We start from the raw sequence: 22,634 nt of genomic DNA on the forward strand, positions 1-22,634 counted from the left end.
ACCCGGCCGGGGCCGCTGCCGAGCGGCCCCGGCCCCGACACCGCGCCGACCACCGAACCCGGTCGGCCATCCGGCACTGCGCACGGCCGCAGCGGGTAGGTCCACCACCGTGGCCCACACACTCCTGGCGGAGGCCGCCATGGCGGTCCACTTCGCCTTCATCGCCTACGTCGTCTGCGGCGGCTTCCTCGCCTGGCGCTGGCCCAGGGCCGTCTGGCCGCACCTGGCGGCGGCCGCCTACGGCCTGGGCGTCACCGTCATCGGCTGGCCCTGTCCGCTCACCCGGCTGGAGAACCAGGCCCGCACCGCGGCCGGGCAGCGGGGCCTGGATGCCGGGGGCTTCATCTCGCACTACTTCACCGGTGTCGTCTACCCCGCCGAACACCTGCGCGAGATCCAACTGGCCGCGGCCGCCACCGTCGCCCTCTCCTGGGCCGGAGCCGCACTCCTCGCCCACCGTCCCGGACCGCTCCGAGAACGCACCGGCCGCCCCCACGCCACCGGTGAAAACCCCGATACCCCGGAGCGGACACGGTAGGTAGCGTCCCGGACATGGGATACCTTCTCGTGGCCGAAGCCGCCATGGCGGTCCACTTCGCCTTCATCGCCTACGTCGTCTGCGGCGGCTTCCTCGCCTGGCGCTGGCCCAGGGCCGTCTGGCCGCACCTGGCGGCGGCCGCCTACGGCCTGGGCGTCACCGTCATCGGCTGGCTGTGCCCGCTCACCTGGCTGGAACACTGGGGACGGACCAACGCCGGACAACAGGGCCTGGATGCCGGGGGCTTCATCTCGCACTACCTCACCGGTGTGGTCTACCCCGCCGAACACCTGCGCGAGATCCAACTGGCCGCGGCCGCCACCGTCGCCCTCTCCTGGCTCGGAGCCGCACTCCTCGCCCGCCGCCGCACCGCACACCGACCCCGGTCGACTCCCTGACCCGCAGCGACAACGGAGAAGCAGAACCGCTCCCACGTTTGAACCCCCCTCCCGGCGGCACGTGTCCACCATGGACACCACCACACGAGACATGCTCTACGCGGCCGAACACTTCCTCGCCCGCAACGCCCGACTCCTGGACCGCTACCGCTACGCCCACCACTTCCAGAGCGAACCGCCCCGTACCGTCCGCACCGTACTCGACACCTACCGCAACATCGACGGCGGCTACGGCAACGCCCTCGACCCCGAACTGCGCGGCCACGGCAGCCAACCACTCAGCACCACACTGGCCCTGCGCCTCCTCGACGAACTCGGTCCCCTGCCCACCGACACCGCCAAGCACGTCTGCCGCTACCTCACCGGCATCACCCGGCCCGACGGAGGAGTCCCGCCCGTCCTCCCCAGCGTCCGCCACACCGAGTCCGCCCCCTGGTGGCGGGAGCACCGCGACTTCACCGGCGCCCTCAACCCCACCGCCACCATCACGGGCCTGCTCCACAAGCACCGCGTCACCGGCCCTTGGCGGGACCGCGCCACTGCCTTCTGCTGGAGCCGCATCTCCACCCTGCACTGGACCGACCCCGAAGAAGCCGACGCGGTCTGCGTCTTCCTCCAGCACGCCCCCGACCGAAGACGCGCCCGCGCCGAATTCACCCGACTCGTCCCCGTCATCCGCGCCGTCGTGGAACTCGACCCCGCGGCCCAGGGCCGGGTCCACACCCCCCTGGACCTGGCCCGCCACCCCGGCGACCTGGCCCGCACCCTCTTCACCGACACCGAGATCGACGCCCACCTCGACGCGCTGCGCGCCACCCAGGACACCGACGGCGGCTGGCCGCTCACCCGCCCCTGGGCCACCGCGCCCGACGCCGAACAGCGCGGCGCCCTCACCGTGCAGCGCCTGCTCACCCTGCGCGCCTACGGACGCCTCCCGCAGCCCGCCCCGCGCACCATGCCCCGCCCCACGCTCCCCGCCGACGCATGAACACCGCCTCCCCGGGCAGAGGACCCCACACCGTCCGCACCCGGACCGCCGGAAGGAGCACCACCATGGCCAACGGACTCGATGGAGCCGCCGTCGCCGTCCTCGTCGCCCCCGAGGGAGCCGAGCAGATCGAACTCACCAGCCCCTGGGACGCCATCCGCGAGGCCGGCGGACAACCCCGCCTGGTCTCCACCGCCGGCGGACGCGTCCAGGCCTTCAACCACCTCGACCGGGCCGACACCTTCGCCGTGGACACCACCGTCGACCAGGCCGGCGCCCACGACTTCGCCGCGCTCCTGCTGCCCGGAGGCGTAGCCAACCCCGACCACCTGCGCACCCACGAACGCGCCGTCGCCTTCGTCCGCGAGTTCTTCGACACCGGGCGCCCCGTCGCCGCCATCTGCCACGCCCCCTGGGTCCTGATCGAAGCCGACGTCGTCCGCGGCCGCACCCTCACCTCCTACCCCAGCCTGCGCACCGACCTGACCAACGCCGGAGCCACCTGGGTGGACGAACCGGTCGTCGTCTCCACCGACGGCCCCAACGAACTCGTCACCAGCCGCACCCCCAAAGACCTGCCCGTCTTCAACAAGGCTCTGGTCAGCGCGTTCGCAGCGAAGTCGACTCCGTGACGCCTGCTCGCAACCTGGTTTAGACCAATCGACACCAGAAAAGCTCTAAAGTGTTACACGTGACACGTCGAGCAAAGATCGTCGCGACCCTCGGACCGGCCACTTCGAGCCCGGAGATCCTCCGCAAGCTCGTCGACGCCGGACTGGACGTAGCGCGACTCAACCTCAGCCACGGTACCCACGACGACCACCGCGCCAACTACGCCAACGTCCGCGCGGCAGCCGAGGCCAGCGGGCGCAGCGTCGGCATCCTCGCCGACCTCCAGGGCCCCAAGATCCGCCTCGGCACCTTCGCCGACGGACCCGTCACCCTCAACCCCGGTGACGAGTTCACCATCACCGTCGACGACGTCCCCGGCGACCGCCACCGGGTCTCCACCACCTACAAGGGACTCCCCGGCGACGTCCGCCCCGGCGACCGCGTCCTCGTCGACGACGGCCGCGTCGTCCTCGAATGCGTCAAGAGCTCCAGCACCGACGTCCACACCCGCGTCATCATCGGCGGCCCCGTCTCCAACCACAAGGGACTCAACCTGCCCGGGGTGTCCGTCGCCGTCCCCGCGCTGACCGAGAAGGACGAACGCGACCTGCGCTGGGCCCTCGAACAGGGAGTCGACCTCGTCGCGCTCTCCTTCGTGCGCAGCCCCACCGACGCCGAGGACGTCCACCGGGTCATGGACGAGGTGGGCGTACGCGTCCCGCTCATCGCCAAGATCGAGAAGCCCCAGGCAGTCGAGCGCCTCCAGGACATCATCGAAGCCTTCGACGGCGTCATGGTCGCCCGCGGCGACCTCGGCGTGGAACTGCCTCTGGAGAACGTCCCGATGGTGCAGAAACGCGCCATCGAACGCTGCCGCGACAAGGCCAAACCGGTCATCGTCGCCACCCAGATGCTCGAATCCATGATCGGCGCCCCCCGCCCCACCCGGGCCGAGGCCTCCGACGTCGCCAACGCCGTCCTCGACGGCGCCGACGCGGTCATGCTCTCCGGCGAGACCAGCGTCGGAAAGTACCCCGTCGAGACCGTGCAGACCATGGCGCGCATCGTCGCCGCCGCCGAACAGGAGTCCCTGCGGGCCTCGCACATCCTCAACCGCGTCCCCGAGACCGTGGGCGGCTCCATCGCCCGAGCCGCCGCCGAGGTCGGCGCCACCGTCGGCGCCAAGGCCCTGGTCGCCTTCACCAGCAGCGGCGAGACCGCGCGCCGCCTGGCCCGCTACCGTTCGCCCATCCCGCTGCTGGCCTTCACCACCGAGCCCTCCACCCGAGCCCAGCTCTCCCTCACCTGGGGTGTGGAGACCCACCTCGTGCCGTGGGTGGACAACACCGACGACATGGTCCGCCAGGTCGAGACCGAACTGCTGGACATGGACTACCAGAAGGGCGACAAGGTCGTCATCGTCGCCGGAAGCCCCCCCGGCACCCAGGGCTCCACCAACATGCTGCGAGTGCACCGCATGGGCGACGCCATCACCAACCGGTGATCCGCCCCCACCACTTCCGTTCCCCGGCGGGGTGACCACGCCGCACCCCGCCCGGGGAGCCCGGCACCACACCCCCGACAGGGGAGGAGCACCCTCAGGGACGGCTCTCCCCCCGGTCCCCCGCGACCACCCGGTCCAGCGGCATGTCCCAGGGCAGCAGCCGCCACGGACTCGCCGGATCGGTCGTCAACAGCCCCAGCGCGGCCCACAGCCGCTCCGCCCCCGCCGTGGCCGGACCGTCCTGCTCCAACAGGACCCCCGCGTGGAAAGCCGCCGACAGCTGACTCCACCCGCCGAACCGCCGCTGCAGGTCCGCGGCCACCCGGCGCAGCAGACTCTGCGTCTCCACCGGACTCAGCCAGTCCAGCGTCGCACCGCCGCAGATCAACGGGACCAGGTACACCGCCCGCCACCACTGGTAGGCGCCCACCACCACCGAATCGGCGGACTCCGCCCCGGCCACCGTACGCAGCCGCGCCACCTGCTCGGCGGAGAGCACCACCGTCCGGTCGGGCCGGGAACCGTCGGAGCGGCGACTGCGCGCCACACCGGAACGCAGGTCCACGAACAGGTCGCTCTCGGGAGCGGCGTGCAACTCCGCCCAGAGGCGCTCGATCTCGGCCAACAGCCCCGCCCGGTCGGTGATGCCCCGCTCCCGGACGAACGTCCGACGGTAACGCCACCGCAGCTGGGGCCGGACCACCACGTCCCACGGCTCGGCCAGCGCCACCCGGAACGGCGCGGCCACCGCGGCCGCCCACCGCTCGGTGCTCAACGGCGCGTCCGGCTCCCCGGTACGCAGCGCGGGAGCCTCGCGCGCCCCCACCACCAGCTCGGCGAACGTGCCCGCGACCAGGGCCGCCGTGGGCAGCAGCGACCACCCGGGAAGACCGGCGACGACGAGCAGTGCGATGAGCAGCGCCAGAGGAGCCATCAACCACGGCAGGCGGCGCCTGGACGCCCAGGACACCACGGTCCACGCGCCGATCGCCAGCGCGCCCATGACCCCGGCCACCGCGGTGAACACCCCTCACCCCTCTCCCCGCCGTCCGTGGCAGGACGAAGAAAACCCGACACTTCCAGGATCGAGGACCCCGGGCGGCGACGGAAACCAAAGCGGCATGTTGTACTCAGGTTGTGGCCGTGATGTGATCCGCTACGTCCCGAAAAGCCGAAAAGTTGCAGGTAGACGCACTTGTCAGCGCTTGTCGCCGACGAAGGAGTCGAGGAGTGCCGCGGAGGTGCGCTCGGCCACGGAGAGGATTCCGGACCGCCGGTGCGGACCGTTGTCCCGGAACCGCAGCGACCACCGGACGCCGAGTCGGTCGAGCGCGGTCCCGAGCAGGTCGAGGATCCCCTCGGAGGTGTTGGAGAAGAGGGAGCGGGGGTACTCGTAGTACTTCCACGTCCCGCCGACCGTGCGCCTGACCCGGTTGGTGACGCGGCAGCCGTCGGAGTGGAACAGGCCGCGGACGAACTCGCGGGTGCGGGCGTCGACGACCTCCTGCTGCCACCGGTCCAGGCTGATCGTCCGACTGTGCTTCCTGCCGGGGCCGTGCTGGGGGAACAGGCACGGCCAGTGCGTGGAGGCGCTCTTCACCTCGGTGTAGCCCCGGCGGGGCACGGAGAAAGCGGAGACGGGAAAGACCGCCTCCATCGCCTCGCCGCACGCCCGGATCAGGCCGGGGTAGGCGTTGTCGCAGAAGACCGCCAGGAAGTGGACACCGCGCCGGTGCGCGGTGATGTGCCCGTCGCCGAGGTAGAGGCCGAGCAGGTAGGCGTAGGCGGCGGCATCGAGTTCGGCGGAGGAGCAGCGCGGGCAGTAGGAGGTACGGGCGGCCCGCCGCGCCTCGACCTCGGGGCCGCGGCGCCTGCCGGAGCGCCAGTGGCGGACGGTGTGGACAGACACGCCGCACGCCTGGGCCACGGCGCGGTCGGTCCATCCCCGGGCGTGCAGTCGGAGGGCCCTGTCCACGATTTCGCGAGGGTCCATGCCGTGATTGTCGCCCATTTATCGAACCTTTGTTCGAATTTCGGGGAGCTTGTGGACAGGGTCCGCTGCGGAGAGTGCGGGGCGAAGGGGCAGTACTTGGGGCCGACGAAGGAGTCGAGGCGGGCGACCGAGTCGCGCTTGGCGACGGACAGGTTCCTGGCGCTGGACACCTTCCACTCGATGTGAATGCGGTCGAGGGCGGAGCCCAGGATTTCCATGATGTCCTGCGACTCGTTGGCGAAGAAGTAGCGCGGGTACTCGTACCATTTCTCCCGGCCCGCGACCGTGCGCCTGACCCGGTTGGTGACGCGGCAGCCGTCGGAGTGGAACAGGCCGCGGACCAGTTTCTCGGGGTGGCGGTCGACAATGTCGCGTTGCCAGGGAGTCAGTTCGATCCTGCGCTTGTGCTTCCTGCCGGGGCCGTGCTGCGGGAAAAGGCAGGGCCAGTGCTTCCACCGGGCGACCACCTCGGTGCACCCCGGCCTGGGAACGGTGCCGATCCTGTGGTGAGGCAGGAGGGCCTGGAGAGTGCCGACGCACTCGTGGGTGAGACCGGGCCAGGTGTTGGCGCAGAAGATGCGCAGACCCCACACCTCCTTCTTGCGGTCGCCGGCGTAACTGATGCAGCCGTCGCCGAGGTAGAGGCCGAGCAGGTAGCTGTAGGAGGACTGCGGCTCAGGCAGAGAAGGGAATGGAGCGCAGCGGACGCACATCTCTTCCGCGCGTTCGGTCAGTTTCTCGGGGTTGACGACCCAGTCGCGGATAGCCGCGCGGGAGATGCCGGTCTGGCGGCTGACCTCACTGATGGACAGCCCGGAACGGTGCATGGAGACCGCCTGGCGGCGGATGTGGAGAGGGTACATGTCTCCACGATCGGCCAACCGTCGAACTTTTGTTCGATGAACAGTGAAATTGGGGAAATCTTGTGGAAAGGGGGTTTCAAATGAGAAAGTCGCCTGCGCAAGGCGACTTTCTCATTTGAATTGAAAAGTACCCCGGGTCGGATTCGAACCGACACTTTATGGATTTTGAATCCACCATCTCTGCCAATTGGATTACCGGGGCTCTGTTGATTTGTCGAGTGTTTGAAAAACGCTTTTCCAAAATTCTCGACCGCTTCTCCGGGGCGCTCTGTCCGTGGGACGTCGAGCCCCGGCGGTGCAGACCATCTTAGCGGATCTCTGTACCCTCTTGTCTGTGACGCAGACGCAGACGCAGAGCCGCGTGGTGATCGCGGAAGACGAGGCCCTGATCCGACTGGATCTCAAGGAGATGCTGGAGGAGGACGGCTACGAGGTCGTGGGAGAGGCCGGCGACGGGGAGGCCGCCGTCCGCCTCGCCACCGAGCTGCGGCCTGATCTCGTCATCCTCGACATCAAGATGCCCGTTCTGGACGGACTGTCCGCCGCCGAGCGGATCGCCGCCGAGCGGATCGCGCCCGTGGTCATCCTGACCGCCTTCTCCCAGCGCGACCTGGTGGAGCGGGCCCGCGACGCCGGGGCGATGGCCTACCTGGTCAAGCCGTTCACCAAGAGCGACCTGGTGCCCGCCATCGAGATGGCGGTGAGCCGGTACGCGGAGATCACCGCCCTGGAGGCCGAGGTCACCGGGCTCAACGAGCGTCTGGAGACCCGCAAGATCGTCGAGCGCGCCAAAGGGCTGCTGCAGAGCCGTTACGGCCTCAGCGAACCCGAGGCGTTCCGGTGGATCCAGAAGAACTCCATGGACCGCAGGCTCACCATGCGCAGGGTGGCCGAGACGGTGGTGGAGACCCTGGGTGACCAGTAGCCGACCCTCCGGAGAACCGCCGGACCCCGACCGCGCCCCAGGGCCGCCCGCACCTCGGCGGGCGGCCTTTTCGCTGCTTGCAGCAGGGAAGACGGGTCAACTGCAGAAGGGTTCCGATTGCGTCACGGTTGCGCACGAAGCAGTGACGTTTGGATCACGTGGCTTAAGCGCTCCTGAACGAATCGGCTAAATCGGGCTAAACTCGCGCCACCGAAACAACCCAGGTACGGCCCAGTGGGTGAGCCCCAGGGGCCTTCTCAAGATGCGCAAGGGAGCGCGCACGTGCGCAGACGCCTCGTGACTGTCCTCCTCGCCGTGGTCGCCGCCATCCTGGCGACACCGGTGGTGGCGGTGGCAGACACCCAGGGCGGTGAGACGCTCAACGGTCAGATCCGCAAACCCGAGACCGTCGAGGGCATCGACATCACGGTCTTCCGGGGGGACGAGGAGATCGGGACCGCGACCACCGACTCTGAGGGAAGATGGGAAGTGGAGCTGCCCGGACCGGGCGACTACCGCGTCGTACTGGACGAGGAGTCCGTCCCCGAGGAGTTCGTCGTCGCCGAACGGCCCGGAGCCGAGCACACCGGCGTCAACGTCCGACCGGGACAGCAACGTACCGTGATCTTCGTCCTCGCCCACCCCGGTGAGGAGGGGGGCTCCTCGCCGTCGCCCACACAGAGCAGCGGCGACTCCGCGGAGGGGACCCCGGAGGGCTCGGGGGACGAGGCCGAGGGGGCGGCGACCGTACCGGGCGTCTCCGCCGGCTCCTCCTTCGGCGACCGGGTCGTCCAGCTCACCGTCGCCGGACTGCTCTACGGGCTCATCATCGCCATCTCCGCGGTCGGCCTGTCCCTGATCTTCGGCACGACCGGGCTGACCAACTTCGCCCACGGCGACATGGTGACCTTCGGCGCCCTGATGGCCCTGGTGTTCAGCGGCATGACGCTGTTCTCCCGGCTGCACGCCGCGATCGCCGACGCGCTGTCGGGCGTGTGGCTGCTGGGGCCGGCGCTGGGCTTCGTGTTCCGGCCCATGGTGCTCGCCACGCTGGTGGCGGTCCTGCTGGGCGCGGCCCTGGGCGCGGCGCTGGAGCGGTTCGTCTGGCGTCCGCTGCGCAGGCGCAACGTGGCGCTGATCCAGATGTTCATCGTCTCCATCGGTCTGGCGATGGTGCTGCGGCACGTCCTGATGGTGGCCTTCGGCAGCAACCGGATGACCTACCCCGACTTCCAGCTGCAGGAGGTGATGCGGCTGGGGCCGGTCGCGATCACCCCCCGGGACCTGACGCTCATGGTCCTGTCGGTGCTGGTCCTGGTGGGGGTGGCCGCCCTGCTGCAGTTCACCCGGGTCGGCAAGGCGATGCGGGCGGTCTCCGACAACCGCGACCTCGCCGAGTCCTCGGGGATCAACGTGGACCGGGTGACGCTGTACGTGTGGACGCTGGGCGGCGCCCTGTCCGCGCTGGGCGGCGTCTTCTACGGGCTCAACCAGGTCGTCTACTGGCAGATGGGCTTCCACCTGCTGCTGCTGATGTTCGCCGCGGTCATCCTGGGCGGTCTGGGCACCGCCTACGGCGCGATGGTCGGCGGCCTGGTCATCGGCCTGGTGGCGCAGCTGTCCACGCTGTGGTTCCCCTCGCAGCTCATGAACGCCTGGGCGTTGGGGCTCATGATCATCATGCTGTTGGTCCGGCCGCAGGGCATCCTGGGCCGGCGCGAGCGGGTCGGCTAGGAGAGCGACGATGGATATTCTGCAGGTCCTCGCCGACGCCACCCGGTCGGCGATCGGTCCGGTGGCCGCCGCCTACGCGCTGGCCGCCATCGGCCTGAACATGCACTTCGGCTACACCGGCCTGCTCAACTTCGGCCAGGTGGGCTTCATGCTCGTGGGCGGCTACGGCGTCGCGGTCAGTGTGCGGACCTTCGACCTGCCGCTGTGGGCGGGCTTCCTGGTGGGGATCGCCTGCGCGGTGGTGCTGGCGCTGCTGCTGGGGGTCTCGACGCTGCGGCTGCGCGCCGACTACCTGGCGATCACCACGATCGCGGTGGCCGAGGTGGCGCGGTTGGTCTACCGGGCGGAGTTCCTCCGTGACGTCACCGGAGGGGTCTACGGCCTCCAGGGCTTCGCGGGGAGCTTCTACGACTGGAACCCGTTTCCCGCGGGCAGCTACGGCTTCGGATGGTTCAGTTTCGGGGCCCGCGACCTGTGGATGATGACGGTGACGTGGGGGCTGGTGCTGCTGTGCAGCGTGCTGATGTGGCTGCTGGTCCACAGTCCGTGGGGGCGGGCGGTCAAGGGCATCCGCGAGGACGAGGACGCGGTGCGCAGTCTGGGCAAGAACGTCTTCGTCTACAAGATGCAGAGCCTGGTCCTGGGCGGCGTGTTCGGTGCGCTGGCCGGTGCGATGTTCGTGATCAACCAGCAGACGATCACCCCCGACCAGTTCATGCCGCAGGTGACGTTCTACCTGTGGGCGATCCTCCTGCTGGGCGGGGCGGGGCGCACCCTGGGACCGGTGCTGGGGTCGGTGGTGATGTGGTTCCTGCTGTCCGCCTCCGACAGTGTGCTGCGCCAGCTCACCTCCGCCGAGGTGATCACGTTCATCAGTAGTTCCGACATCGGCGGGATCCGGCACGCGCTGGTGGGTGTGGCGCTTCTGGTGCTGATCGTCTTCCGGCCGCAGGGGCTCATCGGCAACCGCAAGGAGATGCTGGTCAATGTCAAGTGACGTGAACGGGGCCGCGGTCGACCGGATGGCCGGGGTGGAACCGGTTCCCGGGGTGGCCAAGCCCGACCCGATCCTCGTGGCGACCGGGGTGCGGCGCTCCTTCGGCGGGCTGACCGCGGTCGACGTGGCGCACCTGGAGGTGCAGCGCGGCACGATCACGGCGCTGATCGGCCCCAACGGCGCGGGCAAGTCCACGCTGTTCAACCTGCTGACCGGGTTCGACCGGGTCGACGCCGGCGAGTGGACGTTCGAGGGCAGGCGGCTGAACGGCCTGGGCGGGCACCGGGTGGCCCGGCGGGGGATGGTCCGGACCTTCCAGCTGACCAAGGCGCTGACCCGGCTGACGGTCATGGAGAACATGCTGCTGGCCGCGCCGGGGCAGACCGGGGAGCGGATGCTGGGCGCGCTGCTGCGTCCGGTGTGGCGCGGGCAGGAGGAGGCCAACCGGGCCCGCGCCGAGCAGCTGCTGGAGCGCTTCAAGCTGCTGGCCAAGAAGGACGAGATGGCGGGCAGCCTGTCCGGGGGCCAGCGCAAGCTGTTGGAGATGGCCCGGGCGCTCATGGTGAACCCGTCGATGATCATGCTCGACGAGCCCATGGCGGGGGTGAACCCGGCGCTGGTGCAGTCGTTGCTGGAGCACATCACCGCGCTGCGCGACGACGGGGTGACGGTGCTCTTCGTCGAGCACGACATGGACGTCATCATGGGGATCAGCGACTGGATCGTGGTGCTGGCGGAGGGGAGGGTGATCGCCGAGGGGCGGCCGTCGGACATCCGCGCCGACCAGCGGGTGATCGACGCCTACCTGGGGGCCGGCCACGACGACGGGGCGGAGCAGGAACCGCAGACCGACACCGGGGAGAGCCATGAGTGAGCACGAGGAGAGCGGCCGCGGCGCGGTGCCGGACGAGGCGGCCGTCGAGGCCCAGCAGCAGGCGCGGGAGGAGGTCCTGGAGCGCGCCGCGGCCGAGGAGGTCGGGGACGACGGCGACTACCTGGTGGTGGCGCGCGACCTGGTGGCGGGGTACGTGCCCGGGGTGAACATCCTCAACGGGTGCACGTTGACGCTGTCGGAGGGCGAGATCGTGGCGATCATCGGCCCCAACGGCGCGGGCAAGTCCACGCTGATCAAGACGGTCTTCGGGTTGATCCCGGTGCGCAGCGGCGGTCTGTCGCTGCGGGGGCGGAGCATCGTGGGGCTGCCCGCGCACGAGCTGGTGAAGCGGGGGGTGGGCTACGTCCCGCAGACGCGCAACGTGTTCCCGTCGCTGACGATCGAGGAGAACCTGCAGATGGGCGCCTACCTGCGGCCCAAGCAGGTGCCCGAGCGGTTCGAGGCGGTCGCCGAGCTGTTCCCGCTGCTGGCGAAGCGGCGCAAGGCCAAGGCCGGGTCGCTGTCGGGGGGTGAGCGGCAGATGGTGGCGATGGGGCGGGCGCTGATGATGAACCCGTCGGTGCTGCTGCTGGACGAGCCGACGGCGGGCCTGTCGCCGATCTACCAGGAGGAGGTCTTCCAGCGGGTCCGGCAGATCAACGCCACCGGGGTCTCGGTGCTCATGGTGGAGCAGAACGCCCGGCGCTGCCTGCAGATCTGCGACCGGGGCTACGTGCTGGACCAGGGGCGCAACGCCTACACCGGCACGGGGCGGGAGCTGCTGAACGACCCCAACGTGATCGAGCTGTACCTGGGGACGCTGGCCAAGGCCTGAGCGGCGCCGGTCGTCCCGGAGGGGCCCCGGAGTGTTCCGGGGCCCCTCTTCGCGTGCCGGGGCCGTGGCCGGGGACGGGAAAGGGGGCCGGAACCGGTCGGTTCCGACCCCCGGGGAGCGGGGCGGGAGGGGTTACTCCTCGCCGCTCTGGACGTAGTCGAGGACCTCGTACTCGCCGTCGTCGTTGAAGCCGTAGATCATGAAGGAGGCGGCGGTGACGTCGCCGTTGTCGTCGAAGTCCAGGGGACCGCTGACGCCGTCGTAGTCGATGTCGACGCCGTCGGCCAGCAGGTCACGGCATTCGACGAAGGTGGTGCACTTCTCGCCGTCGCGGCTGACGTTGACCATCTCCGCGACGAAGTCCGACGGCTGGGTGCTGCCCGCGGCCTCGGCGGCCAGGGCCACGGTGATGGCGCAGTCGTAGACCTGGGCGGCGAACTGGTAGTCCTGCAGCTCCGGGTCGAACTCGGAGAGGGCCTGCTCGAACTCGGGGGCGTTCACGCCGGGGGCGGTGCCCTTGAAGCCGGCCAGGACCGAGGGGTCGTTCTCGTCGACGGTGGAGCTCAGGCCGCTGGAGTTCATGCCGTCGGCGCTGTACATCTGGTCGGCGCCGATGCCGGCTTCCAGGAGGCCGGAGATGGCCTGGACGCCCTCTTCGAAGGAGGCCAGGAAGACCGCGTCGGGCTTGGAGTCGGCGATGGCGTTGACCACGGAGTCGAAGTTGGTGGCGTTGGGGTCGTAGCTCTCCTTGGCGGTGATCTCCGCGCCGCTGGCCTCCAGGGCCTCGATGACGGAGTTGGCCAGGCCCTCGCCGTAGTCGTCGGCGCGGTAGGCTACGGCGACGCTCTGGTGGCCGTCGCCGAGGATGGTCTCGGCGAGCACCGGTCCCTGCAGCAGGTCGCTGGGGGCGGTGCGGAAGTAGTAGCCGCCGTCCTCGTAGTCGGTGAGGTCGGGCGAGGTGTTGGAGCCGGAGCACTGCACGACCTCGGCGCCGGTGACGGAGTCGATGATCGCCATGGTCATGCCGGAGGCGGCGGCGCCCAGGACGGCGTCCACCCCCTGGTCGAGGATGCGGTTGGCGGCCTCGTTGGCCTGGGCGGCGTCGCCGGCCTCGTCGCCGCCGATGAGGCCGGGCAGTTCGGTTTCCAGGACGCCTCCGGCGTCGTTGATCTCCTGGATCGCGTATTCGGCCGCGGCGATCTGGGGCGGGCCGAGGAAGGACAGGTCGCCGCTTTCGGGGAAGATGTAGCCGAACTGCAGGGCGTCGCCTCCGCCGCCTTCCCCTCCGTCTTCGCCGCCACCGCCGCACGCGGTGAGTCCCAGGGCCAGCGCCGCGACCGCGGCAGTGAAGCCCAGCGCCTTCGTGTTAGGCATCCATCTCTCCATTCGACCCGCGTTGATCGCGTGTGAATCTCCACGTCCGCCCGGCCGTCATGTTCCGACGGGCTTAACGGCGGGCGTTAGCGGAGCTTAACTCCGAGCTCTGCGGTTCAGGAAGATGGTGCGATCTGTCGCTGCCGACTCGGGTTCATGCTGTTACGCACCTGTAGCCGAATATCTGGGGGGTGTTGGGAGTTTTTACGGAGAGTTGTGCGCTGTGGGCTTTTGGTGGTGGAGGGGGAATATCGGATTACGGAAACCCCTGAAAAGGGCGGGGTGGAACGGTGGCGGGATTCGGTTCAGAAAGCGGCGACGACCGCGGTGAGGACGGGGGCGACGAACAGGGCGGGCAGCAGGTCGGCGACGGGGAGGTCGCGGATGCGCAGCAGGCGCAGGGCCACCCCGACGAGCAGCAGCCCTCCGGTCGCGGTGAGTGCGGCGATGTGGGCGTCGGGCAGGACGCTGCCCAGGGCGACGCCGAGCAGGGTGAAGGCGCCCTGGTAGAGGAGGACGGGCAGCGCGGAGGCGAGGACGCCCGCGCCCAGGGCGGCGGCGAAGGCGATCGAGGCGAAGCCGTCCAGGGCGGCTTTGAGAGCGAGCTGGTCGATGCCGTTGCCCAGGCCGTCGCTGAGGGCGCCGAGGATGGCCAGGGGGCCGACGAGGAAGACCAGGGAGGAGCTGACGAAGCCCTCGACGAAGCGTTCGGTCGGGGAGGAGCGGGGGGACGGGGGGCCGTCCGCCGGGGCGGGGGCGGCGACCGCGGCGGCGCGGCGGGTCAGTGCGGTGCGGACCAGGCGTCCCAGCTGTTCCAGGCGTTGTTCCACGTGGAGCAGGGAGCCGATGATCCCGCCGAGGAGCAGCGAGCCGAGCACGATGAGGGTGGGGGCGGCCGTGCCGACCGCCGCGCCGAGGGCGGGGGAGCCGACCTCGGCGGCGTTGAGCGCGGCGATGAGGAGCACCACGAGGCCGAGCGCGTCGGTGACCACGGTGCGGGTGCGTTCCGGCAGGCGGCTGCCGAGGGCGAGGCCGAGTCCCGAGCCCACGGTGATCGCGACGACGTTGACGAGGGTGCCCAGGCCAGGCATCCGGTCCTCCGATGTCTTCCGGTACGGGGGCTCAGCGGCCCGGGGCGTCGCGCAGCATGCAGGTCAGGCGGGAGGTGCACACGCGCCGACCGGTGTCGTCGGTGATCTCGATGTCCCAGGTGGCCAGGGTGCGGCCGGCGTGGACGGGGACGGCCACCCCGGTGACGTGGCCGGAGGTGGCGCTGCGGTGGTGGGTCGCGTTGATCTCGATGCCCACGGCGATGCGGCCCGGTCCGGCGAGGAGGGCCGAGCCGATCGAGCCGAGGGTCTCGGCGAGCACGCAGGAGGCGCCGCCGTGCAGCAGGCCGTAGGGCTGGGTGTTGCCCTCGACGGGGAGGCGGCCGACCACGCGCTCGGCGGAGGCCTCCAGCAGTTCCATGCCCATCCGCTCGGCCAGCGTGCCGAGGGTGGGCGCGTGGCCGAGGAGTTCGGTCAGCTTCTCGATGTCCAGTGACATGGGCCGCTCCGTCGTCGTGCGGGGCGGTTCGGGCGGAGTGCCGCCGGGACCGCGAAAATGTCTCCCGCGCATCCTAGGATTCGTCGTGTGGTGAACACACAGGCGACTCCCGGGCAGACCCGTTCCTCCGAGACCGGCGAGGGGGGTGGGCGTCCCCGGCTGCTGCTGGTGGACGGCCACTCCCTGGCGTTCCGCGCGTTCTTCGCGCTTCCGGCGGAGAAGTTCGTCAACAGCGCGGGCCAGGCCACCAACGCGATCTACGGTTTCACCTCGATGCTGGTCAAGCTGCTGCGCGACGAGCGGCCCACGCACATCGCGGTGGCCTGGGACCGTTCCGAGCCGACCTTCCGGCACGAGGAGTACGCCGAGTACAAGGCAGGGCGCTCCGAGACCCCTCCGGAGTTCCCCGGCCAGGTGGGGCTGCTGCAGGAGCTGCTGGGGCTGATCGGCGTCACCAGCCTGTCGGCCGCCGGCTACGAGGCCGACGACATCATCGCCACGCTGGCCACCCGCGGGCTCGCCGAGGGGATGGAGGTGCTCATCGCCTCGGGGGACCGCGACACCTTCCAGCTGGTCGGGGACGACTGCACGGTGCTGTACCCGGGCAAGAGCCTGTCCGACCTGGTCCGCATGACCCCCGAGGCGGTGGAGGCCAAGTACGCGGTGCGGCCCGAGCGCTACCGCGACCTGGCGGCGCTGGTGGGGGAGAAGGCCGACAACCTGCCGGGGGTTCCGGGGGTGGGGCCCAAGACCGCCGCCAAGTGGCTGGCCAAGTACGGGTCCCTGGACGAGCTGGTGGCCCGCGCCGACGAGATCGGCGGCAAGGCCGGGCAGAACTTCCGCGACCACCTCGACGACGTGCTGCGCAACCAGCGGCTCAACCGGCTCGACACCGATGTCGAGGTCGGGGTCGAGGTGGGCGACATGACGCTGGACGGCTGGAACCGCGACGGGGTCAACCTGCTCTTCGACAACCTGGAGTTCGCCTCGACGCTGCGCGACCGGCTGTTCGCGGTGCTGGGGGAGAGCACGTCCGCCGAGGACGCGGAGGCGGAACCGGACGAGGGGTTCGCCGTCGAACTGGTCGAGGTGGCGCCCGGCGCGCTCGGCGAGTGGCTGGCCGCCGAGGTCGCGGCCGGGGCCCGCACCGGGCTGGCCGTCGAGGGGACCTGGGAGCGCGGCGGCGGCGACGTCGTCCGGCTGGCCCTCGCGGCGCCGTCGGGGCGGGCGGTCTGCCTCGATCCGGCGCGGCTGGACCCCGCCGACGAGGCCGCGCTCGCGGCGTGGCTGGCCGACCCGGCCTACCCCAAGGCGCTGCACGATGCCAAGGGGCCGATGCTGGCGCTGCGGGCGCGCGGCTGGGAACTGGCCGGACTCGACTCCGACACCGCCATCGCCGGATACCTGGCGATGCCCGGCCGCCGCAACTTCGACCTGGCCGACCTGTGCACCCGCTACCTCGGCCGGGAGCTGACCGAGCGCGACTCCGACGGCACCCAGCTCGCGCTCGACCTCGACGGCACGGGGGACGACCAGCAGGCGGCCCGCCACCTGCTGGCCACCCGTGCCCTGGCCACGCTGGAGCTGGCCCTGGCCCTGGACGCCGACCTCGCCAAGCGGGGGGCCGCCGAACTGCTGCGCGACCTGGAGATCCCCCTGGCGGGGGTGCTGGCCCGGATGGAGGCCGCGGGCATCGCCGCCGACCTCGACTACCTGCGGGAGCTGGAGGCCGAGTTCGCCGCCGCGGTGCGCCAGGCGGTGGACGAGGCCCACCGGCTGGTGGGCCGCGAGTTCAACCTCGGTTCGCCCAAGCAGTTGCAGCAGATCCTCTTCGACGAGCTGGGGCTGCCCAAGACGAAGCGGATCAAGACCGGCTACACCACCGACGCCGACGCGTTGGCCTGGCTGGCGACCCAGAGCGACAACGAGCTCCCCGTCATCCTGCTGCGCCACCGCGACCAGACCAAGCTGCGCACCACGGTGGAGGGGCTGATCAAGACCGTCGCCGAGGACGGGCGCATCCACACCACCTTCAACCAGACGGTGGCCGCCACCGGACGGCTCAGCTCGGCCGACCCCAACCTGCAGAACATCCCGGTGCGCACCGACGCGGGGCGGCGCATCCGCCGTGCCTTCGTGGTGGGCGAGGGCTACGAGCAGCTGCTCACCGCCGACTACAGCCAGATCGAGTTGCGCATCATGGCGCACCTGTCCCAGGACGAGGCCTTGATCGAGGCGTTCCAGAGCGGCTACGACTTCCACGCTCAGATCGCCGCGCGGGTCTTCCGCATCCCGGTGGAGCAGGTCGACGGCGAGGCGCGGGCCAGGATCAAGGCCATGAACTACGGCCTGGCCTACGGGCTGAGCGACTACGGGCTGTCGCAGCAGCTGGGCATCACGCCCAAGGAGGCGCGGGTCCTCATGGAGGACTACTTCTCCCACTTCGGCAGGGTCCGCGACTACCTGGAGGCCGTGGTGTCCCAGGCGCGGCGCGACGGCTACACCGCGACCATGCTGGGGCGGCGCCGCTATCTGCCGGACCTCAACAGCGACAACCGGCAGCGTCGGGAGATGGCCGAGCGCATGGCGCTCAACGCGCCCATCCAGGGGTCGGCCGCCGACATCATCAAGCTCGCGATGCTGCGGGTGGACCGGGCACTGCGGGACGAGGGGCTCGCCTCGCGGATGCTGCTGCAGGTCCACGACGAACTGGTGCTGGAGGTTGCTCCCGGCGAACTGGACACGGTGCGGGAGCTGGTGGTCGAGCACATGGCGGGCGCCCAGCAGCTGCGGGTCCCGCTGGCCGTGTCGGTGGGGGTGGGCCCCAACTGGCACGACGCGGCGCACTGAGCAGGACAGGGGCCGGGGAGGGCGTCGGGGGGGCGACGGAGCCTCCCCGAAACGCCTCCCCGGCATGCGACAAGCGGGTAAAATTCCGGTGAAGGGTGTCGATCCGTGGAGGGAGCGGTGATGGGAAGGCCGCGCGGTGCTCCCGCCGTGGAGTTGCGCGAGGACGAGCTGATGTGGCGTTTCTCTCGTTCCTCGGGGCCGGGCGGGCAGCACGTCAACACCTCCGACACCCGGGTGTCGCTGTCCCTGGACGTCACCGCCACCGCGGTGCTCACCGAGGAGGAGCGCGAGCGCGCCCTGCGGCGGCTGGGGCCGCGGCTGGTCGACGGGGTGCTGACGGTGTCGGTGCAGGACTTCCGGTCCCAGGGGCGCAACCGGGAGGCGGCGCGGCGGAGACTGGCCGAACTGCTGGGCGAGGCGGCGCGGCCCCCGGCGCGGAGCAGGCGGCCCACCAGGCCGAAACGGGCGGCCAGGGAACGCCGGCTGCGGGAGAAGCGGCACCGCTCCGCCCTCAAGCGCCTCCGTTCGGGACGCCACGACGACTGAGGCCGCCAAACGCTCTTGACGGAAATTTTACTCACCGGAAACCTTCAAAGACGGAGTTGCGCCTTGTAGCATCCGTTGTGGACTTCGGTCAAGGTCACTGAGAGGTGAGTCTGCTCCCTCCGCAGCCTCGAAACACGGTGAAACAGGATTGATCCCGGCGCTCACCCCCGCTTGCGATTGACCAAGGGGCAGTCGTCTCATAGGCTGGTGTGAGCGTTGTGGATTCGCATGCACACACTCGATTCGGGGTTCGCCCGGGGTCGGGGGAGAGTCGACCGGTCGACGTGCGGATGGTGGGGGAAGCCACGCCCCGGTGTGGCGGACCTTCCGTCCGGACACTGCCGGCCGGGTCCGAATCAATGTGTACTCACAGCGTGTCCAAGCTTCTATCCATGTCCGTACCGGAGTCCACCCACACATGACGAGCAGCACCGAGGCCACCTCGACACCGCAGGTAGCGGTCAACGACATCGGTTCCGAGGAAGCCTTCCTCGCCGCGATCGACGAGACCATCAAGTACTTCAACGACGGTGACATCGTCGAAGGCACCATCGTGAAGGTCGATCGAGACGAGGTCTTGCTCGACATCGGCTACAAGACCGAGGGTGTGATCCCCTCACGCGAACTCTCGATCAAGCACGACGTCGATCCGAACGAGGTCGTCGCCGTCGGGGACCATGTCGAGGCTCTTGTCCTCCAGAAGGAGGACAAGGAGGGCCGCCTCATCCTGTCCAAGAAGCGCGCCCAGTACGAGCGCGCCTGGGGCACGATCGAAAAGATCAAGGAGGAGGACGGCGTCGTCACCGGCACCGTTATCGAGGTCGTCAAGGGCGGTCTCATCCTCGACATCGGCCTTCGCGGCTTCCTGCCCGCCTCCCTCGTCGAGATGCGTCGCGTGCGTGACCTGCAGCCCTACGTGGGTCGCGAGCTCGAAGCCAAGATCATCGAGCTTGACAAGAACCGTAACAACGTCGTGCTGTCGCGCCGCGCCTGGCTGGAGCAGACCCAGTCCGAGGTCCGCCAGACCTTCCTCAACACCCTGCAGAAGGGCCAGATCCGCAAGGGTGTGGTCTCCTCGATCGTCAACTTCGGCGCGTTCGTCGACCTCGGCGGTGTCGACGGTCTGGTGCACGTGTCCGAGCTGTCCTGGAAGCACATCGACCACCCGAGCGAGGTCGTCGAGGTCGGCCAGGAGGTCACGGTCGAGGTCCTCGACGTCGACATGGAGCGCGAGCGCGTCTCCCTGTCGCTGAAGGCCACCCAGGAAGACCCGTGGCAGCAGTTCGCCCGCACCCACCAGATCGGGCAGGTCGTCCCGGGCAAGGTCACCAAGCTGGTGCCGTTCGGCGCGTTCGTCCGCGTCGAGGAGGGCATCGAGGGCCTGGTGCACATCTCCGAGCTGGCCGAGCGCCACGTGGAGATCCCCGAGCAGGTCGTCCAGGTGGGCACCGAGATCTTCGTCAAGATCATCGACATCGACCTGGACCGGCGCCGCATCAGCCTGTCGCTGAAGCAGGCCAACGAGAGCGTCTCGCCGGACCAGACCGAGTTCGACCCGACTCTGTACGGCATGACCGCCGAGTACGACGAGCACGGCAACTACAAGTACCCCGAGGGCTTCGACCCCGAGACCGGCGAGTGGATGGAGGGCTACGAGGCCCAGCGCGACGAGTGGGAGCGCCAGTACGCCTTGGCGCAGGCCCGCTTCGAGGCGCACCGCAAGCAGGTCCAGGAGGCCCAGGCCGCCGAGGCCGAGGCCGCGCAGGCCCCGTACCAGCCCGAGCCGGAGGACACCGGTGCCGGGCAGGGCAGCGGCGCGCTGGCCTCCGACGAGGCCCTGGCCGCGCTGCGGGAGAAGCTCGCGGGCGGCGGCGAGAGCTGATCCGTCCCACCGGCTGACCGGAGGGGGCCGTCCCGGGAACGGGGCGGCCCCCTCCGCGTTCGGCGGAGGCGGTCCGTAGGATCGTCGGCATGCTGAAAGTGGGACTGACCGGCGGGATCGGCTCGGGGAAGAGCTCGGTGGCGCGCCGTCTGGCCGAATACGGGGCCCTGGTCATCGACGCCGACGCCATCGCCCGCGAGGTGGTGGAGCCGGGCACGGAGGCGCTGGCCGAGATCGTCGCCGAGTTCGGCGAACAGGTGCTCACCCCCGAGGGGCGGCTGGACCGGCCGAAGCTCGGCGAGATCGTGTTCGCCGACGAGGCTCGACTGGCCCGGTTGAACGCGATCGTGCACCCCCGGGTGGGGCAGCGCACCCAGGAGCTGATGGAACGCGCCGAGGAGGGCACGGTCGTCGTCTACGACGTGCCCCTGCTGGTCGAGAACGGTCTGGCTGACCTCTACGACGTGGTGGTCGTGGTGGACGTCCCGGTCCGGACCCAGGTGGAGCGGGTGACGGCCACCCGGGGGATGCCGGAGGAGCAGGTGCGCGCCCGTATCAGGGCCCAGGCCACCCGGGAGCAGCGTCGCGCGGTCGCCGACATCCTCATCGACAACTCCGGTTCCGAACAGGAGTTGGACGTCCGCGTCGCCGAGGTCTGGGAGGAGCTGCAGCGCCGGCTGCGCGACACCCGTCCCGCCGACCCGGCCTCCTGAGGTCCGGACCGCCGCGGTCCTGCCGGGACGGGGCCAGCCCTCCACGGACGCCTGCCACAGGCCGTGGACGAACCTTCCGACCAGTTCGGCTCCCTGTTCCAACGTGCCCGAGAGCCAGTCCCGGAACCGGCGTTCGGTCTGCGTTTCGTGCTCGGCCACGTCCGCGGCGAGCCGGTCCACCCCCTCCTGCCGTTCTCTGATCCGCTCCGTGCGTTCCCGGAGTTTCCGGCGCGTGCCGGCGGTGTCGTCCCGAGGGGTCGGGGCAGAGAGCGGCGAGGGGGTGAAGCGTTTCGGGGGACCGGCATCCCGCGGCTGCCCCACCGGTCGCCTCTCCCACCGGCTCGCGCTGTTGGTTTTCTGTTCGGCTCCCGTCCGTCGATCTCCTCCTCGCGCCGGGAGAGTGACTTCCCGCGGCGGGCGAGCTCCCGTTCCCGTTGGGTGATCGCCTTCTCCTGTTTCGTCGGGAACTCCTCCCAGTCGTGGAGCAACTGCTCCTTCTCGGCGCGAATCTGTCCGCGGGGCGCGGTCCTGGAGTTCGCGGACGCCCCGGGAGACGGCGTTGTGCCAGTCGGCCGGGGCCTCCCCGGGGAGGGGGTGCAGGACCTGGGTGAAGAGGGCGAAGATGGTCCATCCGTGCAGGGCGTCGTAGGGCACGATCTGGTCGAGGGAGCAGCGTTCGCGGTACCGGCCGCCGTGGATCCCCTCCCGCAGGTCCTCGTGAAAAGCACGGCGGGCCAGTTCGACGGCCTCACGGTCGGCTTCCGAGACGGGACCGGTGATCCCGTTGAGCGTGACGGGACGCCGTTCCCCGTTGGTCCGCGCGGTGAGCGACCCGAGGCGGTTGTGGGCGAAGACGATCTTCTCCGGCTCCACCCCGCAGGCGATGAGCAGGGCAACGGTGCCCTTCGTGGCGGAGTTGAACGGGCGGGGAGGGGTGCCGACCACGAGGAAGCCGTCGGCCTCGGGGATCCGGCGCCGGTCCATCTCGCGGTACGCGCGGTCGCGTTCGGGGGGCCCCGGACCGGGGAGGTCGACGATGTCGATGTACTGACCGGGCGCCTCCCACTCGTGGAGTTCGTCGGTCACACTGCCTCTGGAGTAGTCGCCGACGGCGCCCCCCTCCCTGCCGAAGAGGGGGTTGCTCGTGGTGGTCCTGCCGACTCCGGTCTGTCCGCAGACGACGATGTTCGGCTTTCGCTGCTCGGGGAGCCGATCGCCCCTCCGGTGAAGCAGTTCTGTGAGCTTTTGGAGTTCGGGGAGGTGGTTTCCTCCGGCAGCAATCACCGCTGTGTCTTCTGAAAGGCGTGGCGGCCCATGATTTCCCTGCCCCTGCTCCAGAAGAGATAACAATTCTCCGTTCCCTTGCCCGAGGTGATCAATTAATTGATTGATTGCGCGTCGGTGCTGTTCTTCTTTTGCGTGCTCCGCGGGGGCGGACCGGTGGCTGTGGGGCCTCATCT

At 70.0% G+C, this 22,634-nt stretch carries 21 protein-coding genes and 1 tRNA gene; 16 read left to right on the top strand and 6 right to left on the bottom strand.

Annotation, left to right across the window (positions count from 1 at the left end; all coding sequences use genetic code 11):
- Positions 1-109: 109 nt before the first annotated feature.
- The 5 genes from FOF52_RS02715 (at position 110) to pyk (ending at position 4,040) form a co-directional block, all read left to right on the top strand.
- On the top strand, positions 110-538 hold the full coding sequence (locus tag FOF52_RS02715; RefSeq protein ID WP_248592256.1) for a DUF2784 domain-containing protein: 429 nt from the start codon (positions 110-112) through the stop codon (positions 536-538).
- A 14-nt stretch (positions 539-552) separates the two neighbouring features.
- The gene (locus tag FOF52_RS02720) at positions 553-936 is read left to right on the top strand and encodes a DUF2784 domain-containing protein (protein WP_248592257.1); all 384 of its coding nucleotides are present in this window, start codon (positions 553-555) and stop codon (positions 934-936) included.
- A 70-nt stretch (positions 937-1,006) separates the two neighbouring features.
- A complete protein-coding gene (locus tag FOF52_RS02725) occupies positions 1,007-1,924 on the top strand; it encodes a prenyltransferase (protein WP_248592258.1) in 918 nt (305 codons plus the stop codon).
- Between the two features lie 65 nt (positions 1,925-1,989).
- Positions 1,990-2,556: a type 1 glutamine amidotransferase domain-containing protein gene (locus FOF52_RS02730; protein WP_248592259.1), complete on the top strand. Its 567-nt coding sequence runs from the start codon at positions 1,990-1,992 to the stop codon at positions 2,554-2,556.
- A 59-nt stretch (positions 2,557-2,615) separates the two neighbouring features.
- Entirely contained in the window at positions 2,616-4,040 is a 1,425-nt protein-coding gene (gene pyk / locus FOF52_RS02735; RefSeq protein ID WP_248592260.1) for a pyruvate kinase, read from the top strand.
- A 94-nt stretch (positions 4,041-4,134) separates the two neighbouring features.
- Here the strand turns inward: pyk and FOF52_RS02740 are convergent, their stop codons facing one another.
- A complete protein-coding gene (locus FOF52_RS02740; protein WP_248592261.1) occupies positions 4,135-5,067 on the bottom strand; it encodes a DUF1266 domain-containing protein in 933 nt (310 codons plus the stop codon).
- 171 nt (positions 5,068-5,238) lie between these two features.
- On the bottom strand, positions 5,239-6,033 hold the full coding sequence (locus FOF52_RS02745; protein WP_248592262.1) for a helix-turn-helix domain-containing protein: 795 nt from the start codon (positions 6,031-6,033) through the stop codon (positions 5,239-5,241).
- Positions 6,034-6,215: 182 nt separating this feature from the next.
- Between FOF52_RS02745 and FOF52_RS22010 the strand changes: the two genes are divergently transcribed.
- Complete coding sequence (locus FOF52_RS22010) at positions 6,216-6,980, top strand: hypothetical protein (protein WP_341849725.1); 765 nt, start codon at positions 6,216-6,218, stop codon at positions 6,978-6,980.
- Positions 6,981-7,024: 44 nt separating this feature from the next.
- Here FOF52_RS22010 and FOF52_RS02755 read toward each other — a convergent pair.
- Positions 7,025-7,098, bottom strand: a tRNA-Leu gene (locus FOF52_RS02755).
- 159 nt (positions 7,099-7,257) lie between these two features.
- Between FOF52_RS02755 and FOF52_RS02760 the strand changes: the two genes are divergently transcribed.
- The 5 genes from FOF52_RS02760 (at position 7,258) to FOF52_RS02780 (ending at position 12,261) form a co-directional block, all read left to right on the top strand.
- Positions 7,258-7,821, top strand: coding sequence for an ANTAR domain-containing response regulator (locus FOF52_RS02760; RefSeq protein WP_248593732.1), 564 nt, complete (start codon positions 7,258-7,260; stop codon positions 7,819-7,821).
- A 282-nt stretch (positions 7,822-8,103) separates the two neighbouring features.
- Positions 8,104-9,555: a branched-chain amino acid ABC transporter permease gene (locus tag FOF52_RS02765; RefSeq protein WP_248592263.1), complete on the top strand. Its 1,452-nt coding sequence runs from the start codon at positions 8,104-8,106 to the stop codon at positions 9,553-9,555.
- A 10-nt stretch (positions 9,556-9,565) separates the two neighbouring features.
- Positions 9,566-10,552: a branched-chain amino acid ABC transporter permease gene (locus FOF52_RS02770; protein WP_248592264.1), complete on the top strand. Its 987-nt coding sequence runs from the start codon at positions 9,566-9,568 to the stop codon at positions 10,550-10,552.
- A complete protein-coding gene (locus FOF52_RS02775; RefSeq protein ID WP_248592265.1) occupies positions 10,542-11,426 on the top strand; it encodes an ABC transporter ATP-binding protein in 885 nt (294 codons plus the stop codon). The genes FOF52_RS02770 and FOF52_RS02775 overlap by 11 nt, the downstream gene beginning before the upstream one ends.
- Positions 11,419-12,261, top strand: a complete 843-nt coding sequence (locus FOF52_RS02780; protein ID WP_248592266.1) for an ABC transporter ATP-binding protein — start codon at positions 11,419-11,421, stop codon at positions 12,259-12,261. The genes FOF52_RS02775 and FOF52_RS02780 overlap by 8 nt, the downstream gene beginning before the upstream one ends.
- Positions 12,262-12,393: 132 nt before the next feature.
- On the opposite strand, the gene FOF52_RS02785 is transcribed toward FOF52_RS02780, so the two are convergent.
- The 3 genes from FOF52_RS02785 to FOF52_RS02795 all read right to left on the bottom strand — a co-directional run bounded on the left by FOF52_RS02785 (position 12,394) and on the right by FOF52_RS02795 (position 15,183).
- Entirely contained in the window at positions 12,394-13,635 is a 1,242-nt protein-coding gene (locus tag FOF52_RS02785) for an ABC transporter substrate-binding protein (RefSeq protein WP_248592267.1), read from the bottom strand.
- Between the two features lie 305 nt (positions 13,636-13,940).
- Positions 13,941-14,726, bottom strand: coding sequence for a DUF554 domain-containing protein (locus FOF52_RS02790; protein WP_248592268.1), 786 nt, complete (start codon positions 14,724-14,726; stop codon positions 13,941-13,943).
- Between the two features lie 31 nt (positions 14,727-14,757).
- Positions 14,758-15,183, bottom strand: a complete 426-nt coding sequence (locus tag FOF52_RS02795) for a PaaI family thioesterase (RefSeq protein ID WP_248592269.1) — start codon at positions 15,181-15,183, stop codon at positions 14,758-14,760.
- A gap of 57 nt (positions 15,184-15,240) precedes the next feature.
- On the opposite strand from FOF52_RS02795, the gene polA reads away from it, so the two are divergent.
- The 5 genes from polA to FOF52_RS02820 all read left to right on the top strand — a co-directional run bounded on the left by polA (position 15,241) and on the right by FOF52_RS02820 (position 22,473).
- The gene (gene polA / locus FOF52_RS02800) at positions 15,241-18,033 is read left to right on the top strand and encodes a DNA polymerase I (protein ID WP_425265521.1); all 2,793 of its coding nucleotides are present in this window, start codon (positions 15,241-15,243) and stop codon (positions 18,031-18,033) included.
- 120 nt (positions 18,034-18,153) lie between these two features.
- Positions 18,154-18,579: an alternative ribosome rescue aminoacyl-tRNA hydrolase ArfB gene (gene arfB / locus FOF52_RS02805; RefSeq protein WP_248592271.1), complete on the top strand. Its 426-nt coding sequence runs from the start codon at positions 18,154-18,156 to the stop codon at positions 18,577-18,579.
- A 418-nt stretch (positions 18,580-18,997) separates the two neighbouring features.
- The gene (rpsA, locus tag FOF52_RS02810) at positions 18,998-20,461 is read left to right on the top strand and encodes a 30S ribosomal protein S1 (protein ID WP_248592272.1); all 1,464 of its coding nucleotides are present in this window, start codon (positions 18,998-19,000) and stop codon (positions 20,459-20,461) included.
- Positions 20,462-20,550: 89 nt separating this feature from the next.
- Complete coding sequence (coaE, locus tag FOF52_RS02815; RefSeq protein ID WP_248592273.1) at positions 20,551-21,174, top strand: dephospho-CoA kinase; 624 nt, start codon at positions 20,551-20,553, stop codon at positions 21,172-21,174.
- A gap of 438 nt (positions 21,175-21,612) precedes the next feature.
- Positions 21,613-22,473 carry a hypothetical protein gene (locus tag FOF52_RS02820; protein WP_248592274.1) on the top strand — a complete coding sequence of 287 codons (861 nt, stop codon included), beginning with the start codon at positions 21,613-21,615 and terminating at the stop codon, positions 22,471-22,473.
- The last annotated feature ends 161 nt before the right edge of the window (positions 22,474-22,634 follow it).

This window comes from Thermobifida alba, from assembly GCF_023208015.1.
In the GTDB taxonomy this organism is placed as follows: domain Bacteria; phylum Actinomycetota; class Actinomycetes; order Streptosporangiales; family Streptosporangiaceae; genus Thermobifida; species Thermobifida alba.

Bases quoted from the DNA above. Each gene is read 5' to 3' on its own strand.
- FOF52_RS02720 (WP_248592257.1), top strand. From the start codon at position 553: ATGGGATACCTTCTCGTGGCCGAAGCCGCCATGGCGGTCCACTTCGCC.
- FOF52_RS02725 (WP_248592258.1), top strand. From the start codon at position 1,007: ATGGACACCACCACACGAGACATGCTCTACGCGGCCGAACACTTCCTC.
- FOF52_RS02730 (WP_248592259.1), top strand. From the start codon at position 1,990: ATGGCCAACGGACTCGATGGAGCCGCCGTCGCCGTCCTCGTCGCCCCC.
- FOF52_RS02745 (WP_248592262.1), bottom strand. From the start codon at position 6,033: ATGGACCCTCGCGAAATCGTGGACAGGGCCCTCCGACTGCACGCCCGG.
- FOF52_RS02770 (WP_248592264.1), top strand. From the start codon at position 9,566: ATGGATATTCTGCAGGTCCTCGCCGACGCCACCCGGTCGGCGATCGGT.
- FOF52_RS02775 (WP_248592265.1), top strand. From the start codon at position 10,542: ATGTCAAGTGACGTGAACGGGGCCGCGGTCGACCGGATGGCCGGGGTG.
- FOF52_RS02780 (WP_248592266.1), top strand. From the start codon at position 11,419: ATGAGTGAGCACGAGGAGAGCGGCCGCGGCGCGGTGCCGGACGAGGCG.
- FOF52_RS02785 (WP_248592267.1), bottom strand. From the start codon at position 13,635: ATGCCTAACACGAAGGCGCTGGGCTTCACTGCCGCGGTCGCGGCGCTG.
- FOF52_RS02790 (WP_248592268.1), bottom strand. From the start codon at position 14,726: ATGCCTGGCCTGGGCACCCTCGTCAACGTCGTCGCGATCACCGTGGGC.
- FOF52_RS02795 (WP_248592269.1), bottom strand. From the start codon at position 15,183: ATGTCACTGGACATCGAGAAGCTGACCGAACTCCTCGGCCACGCGCCC.
- polA (WP_425265521.1), top strand. From the start codon at position 15,241: ATGTCTCCCGCGCATCCTAGGATTCGTCGTGTGGTGAACACACAGGCG.
- arfB (WP_248592271.1), top strand. From the start codon at position 18,154: ATGGGAAGGCCGCGCGGTGCTCCCGCCGTGGAGTTGCGCGAGGACGAG.
- rpsA (WP_248592272.1), top strand. From the start codon at position 18,998: ATGACGAGCAGCACCGAGGCCACCTCGACACCGCAGGTAGCGGTCAAC.
- coaE (WP_248592273.1), top strand. From the start codon at position 20,551: ATGCTGAAAGTGGGACTGACCGGCGGGATCGGCTCGGGGAAGAGCTCG.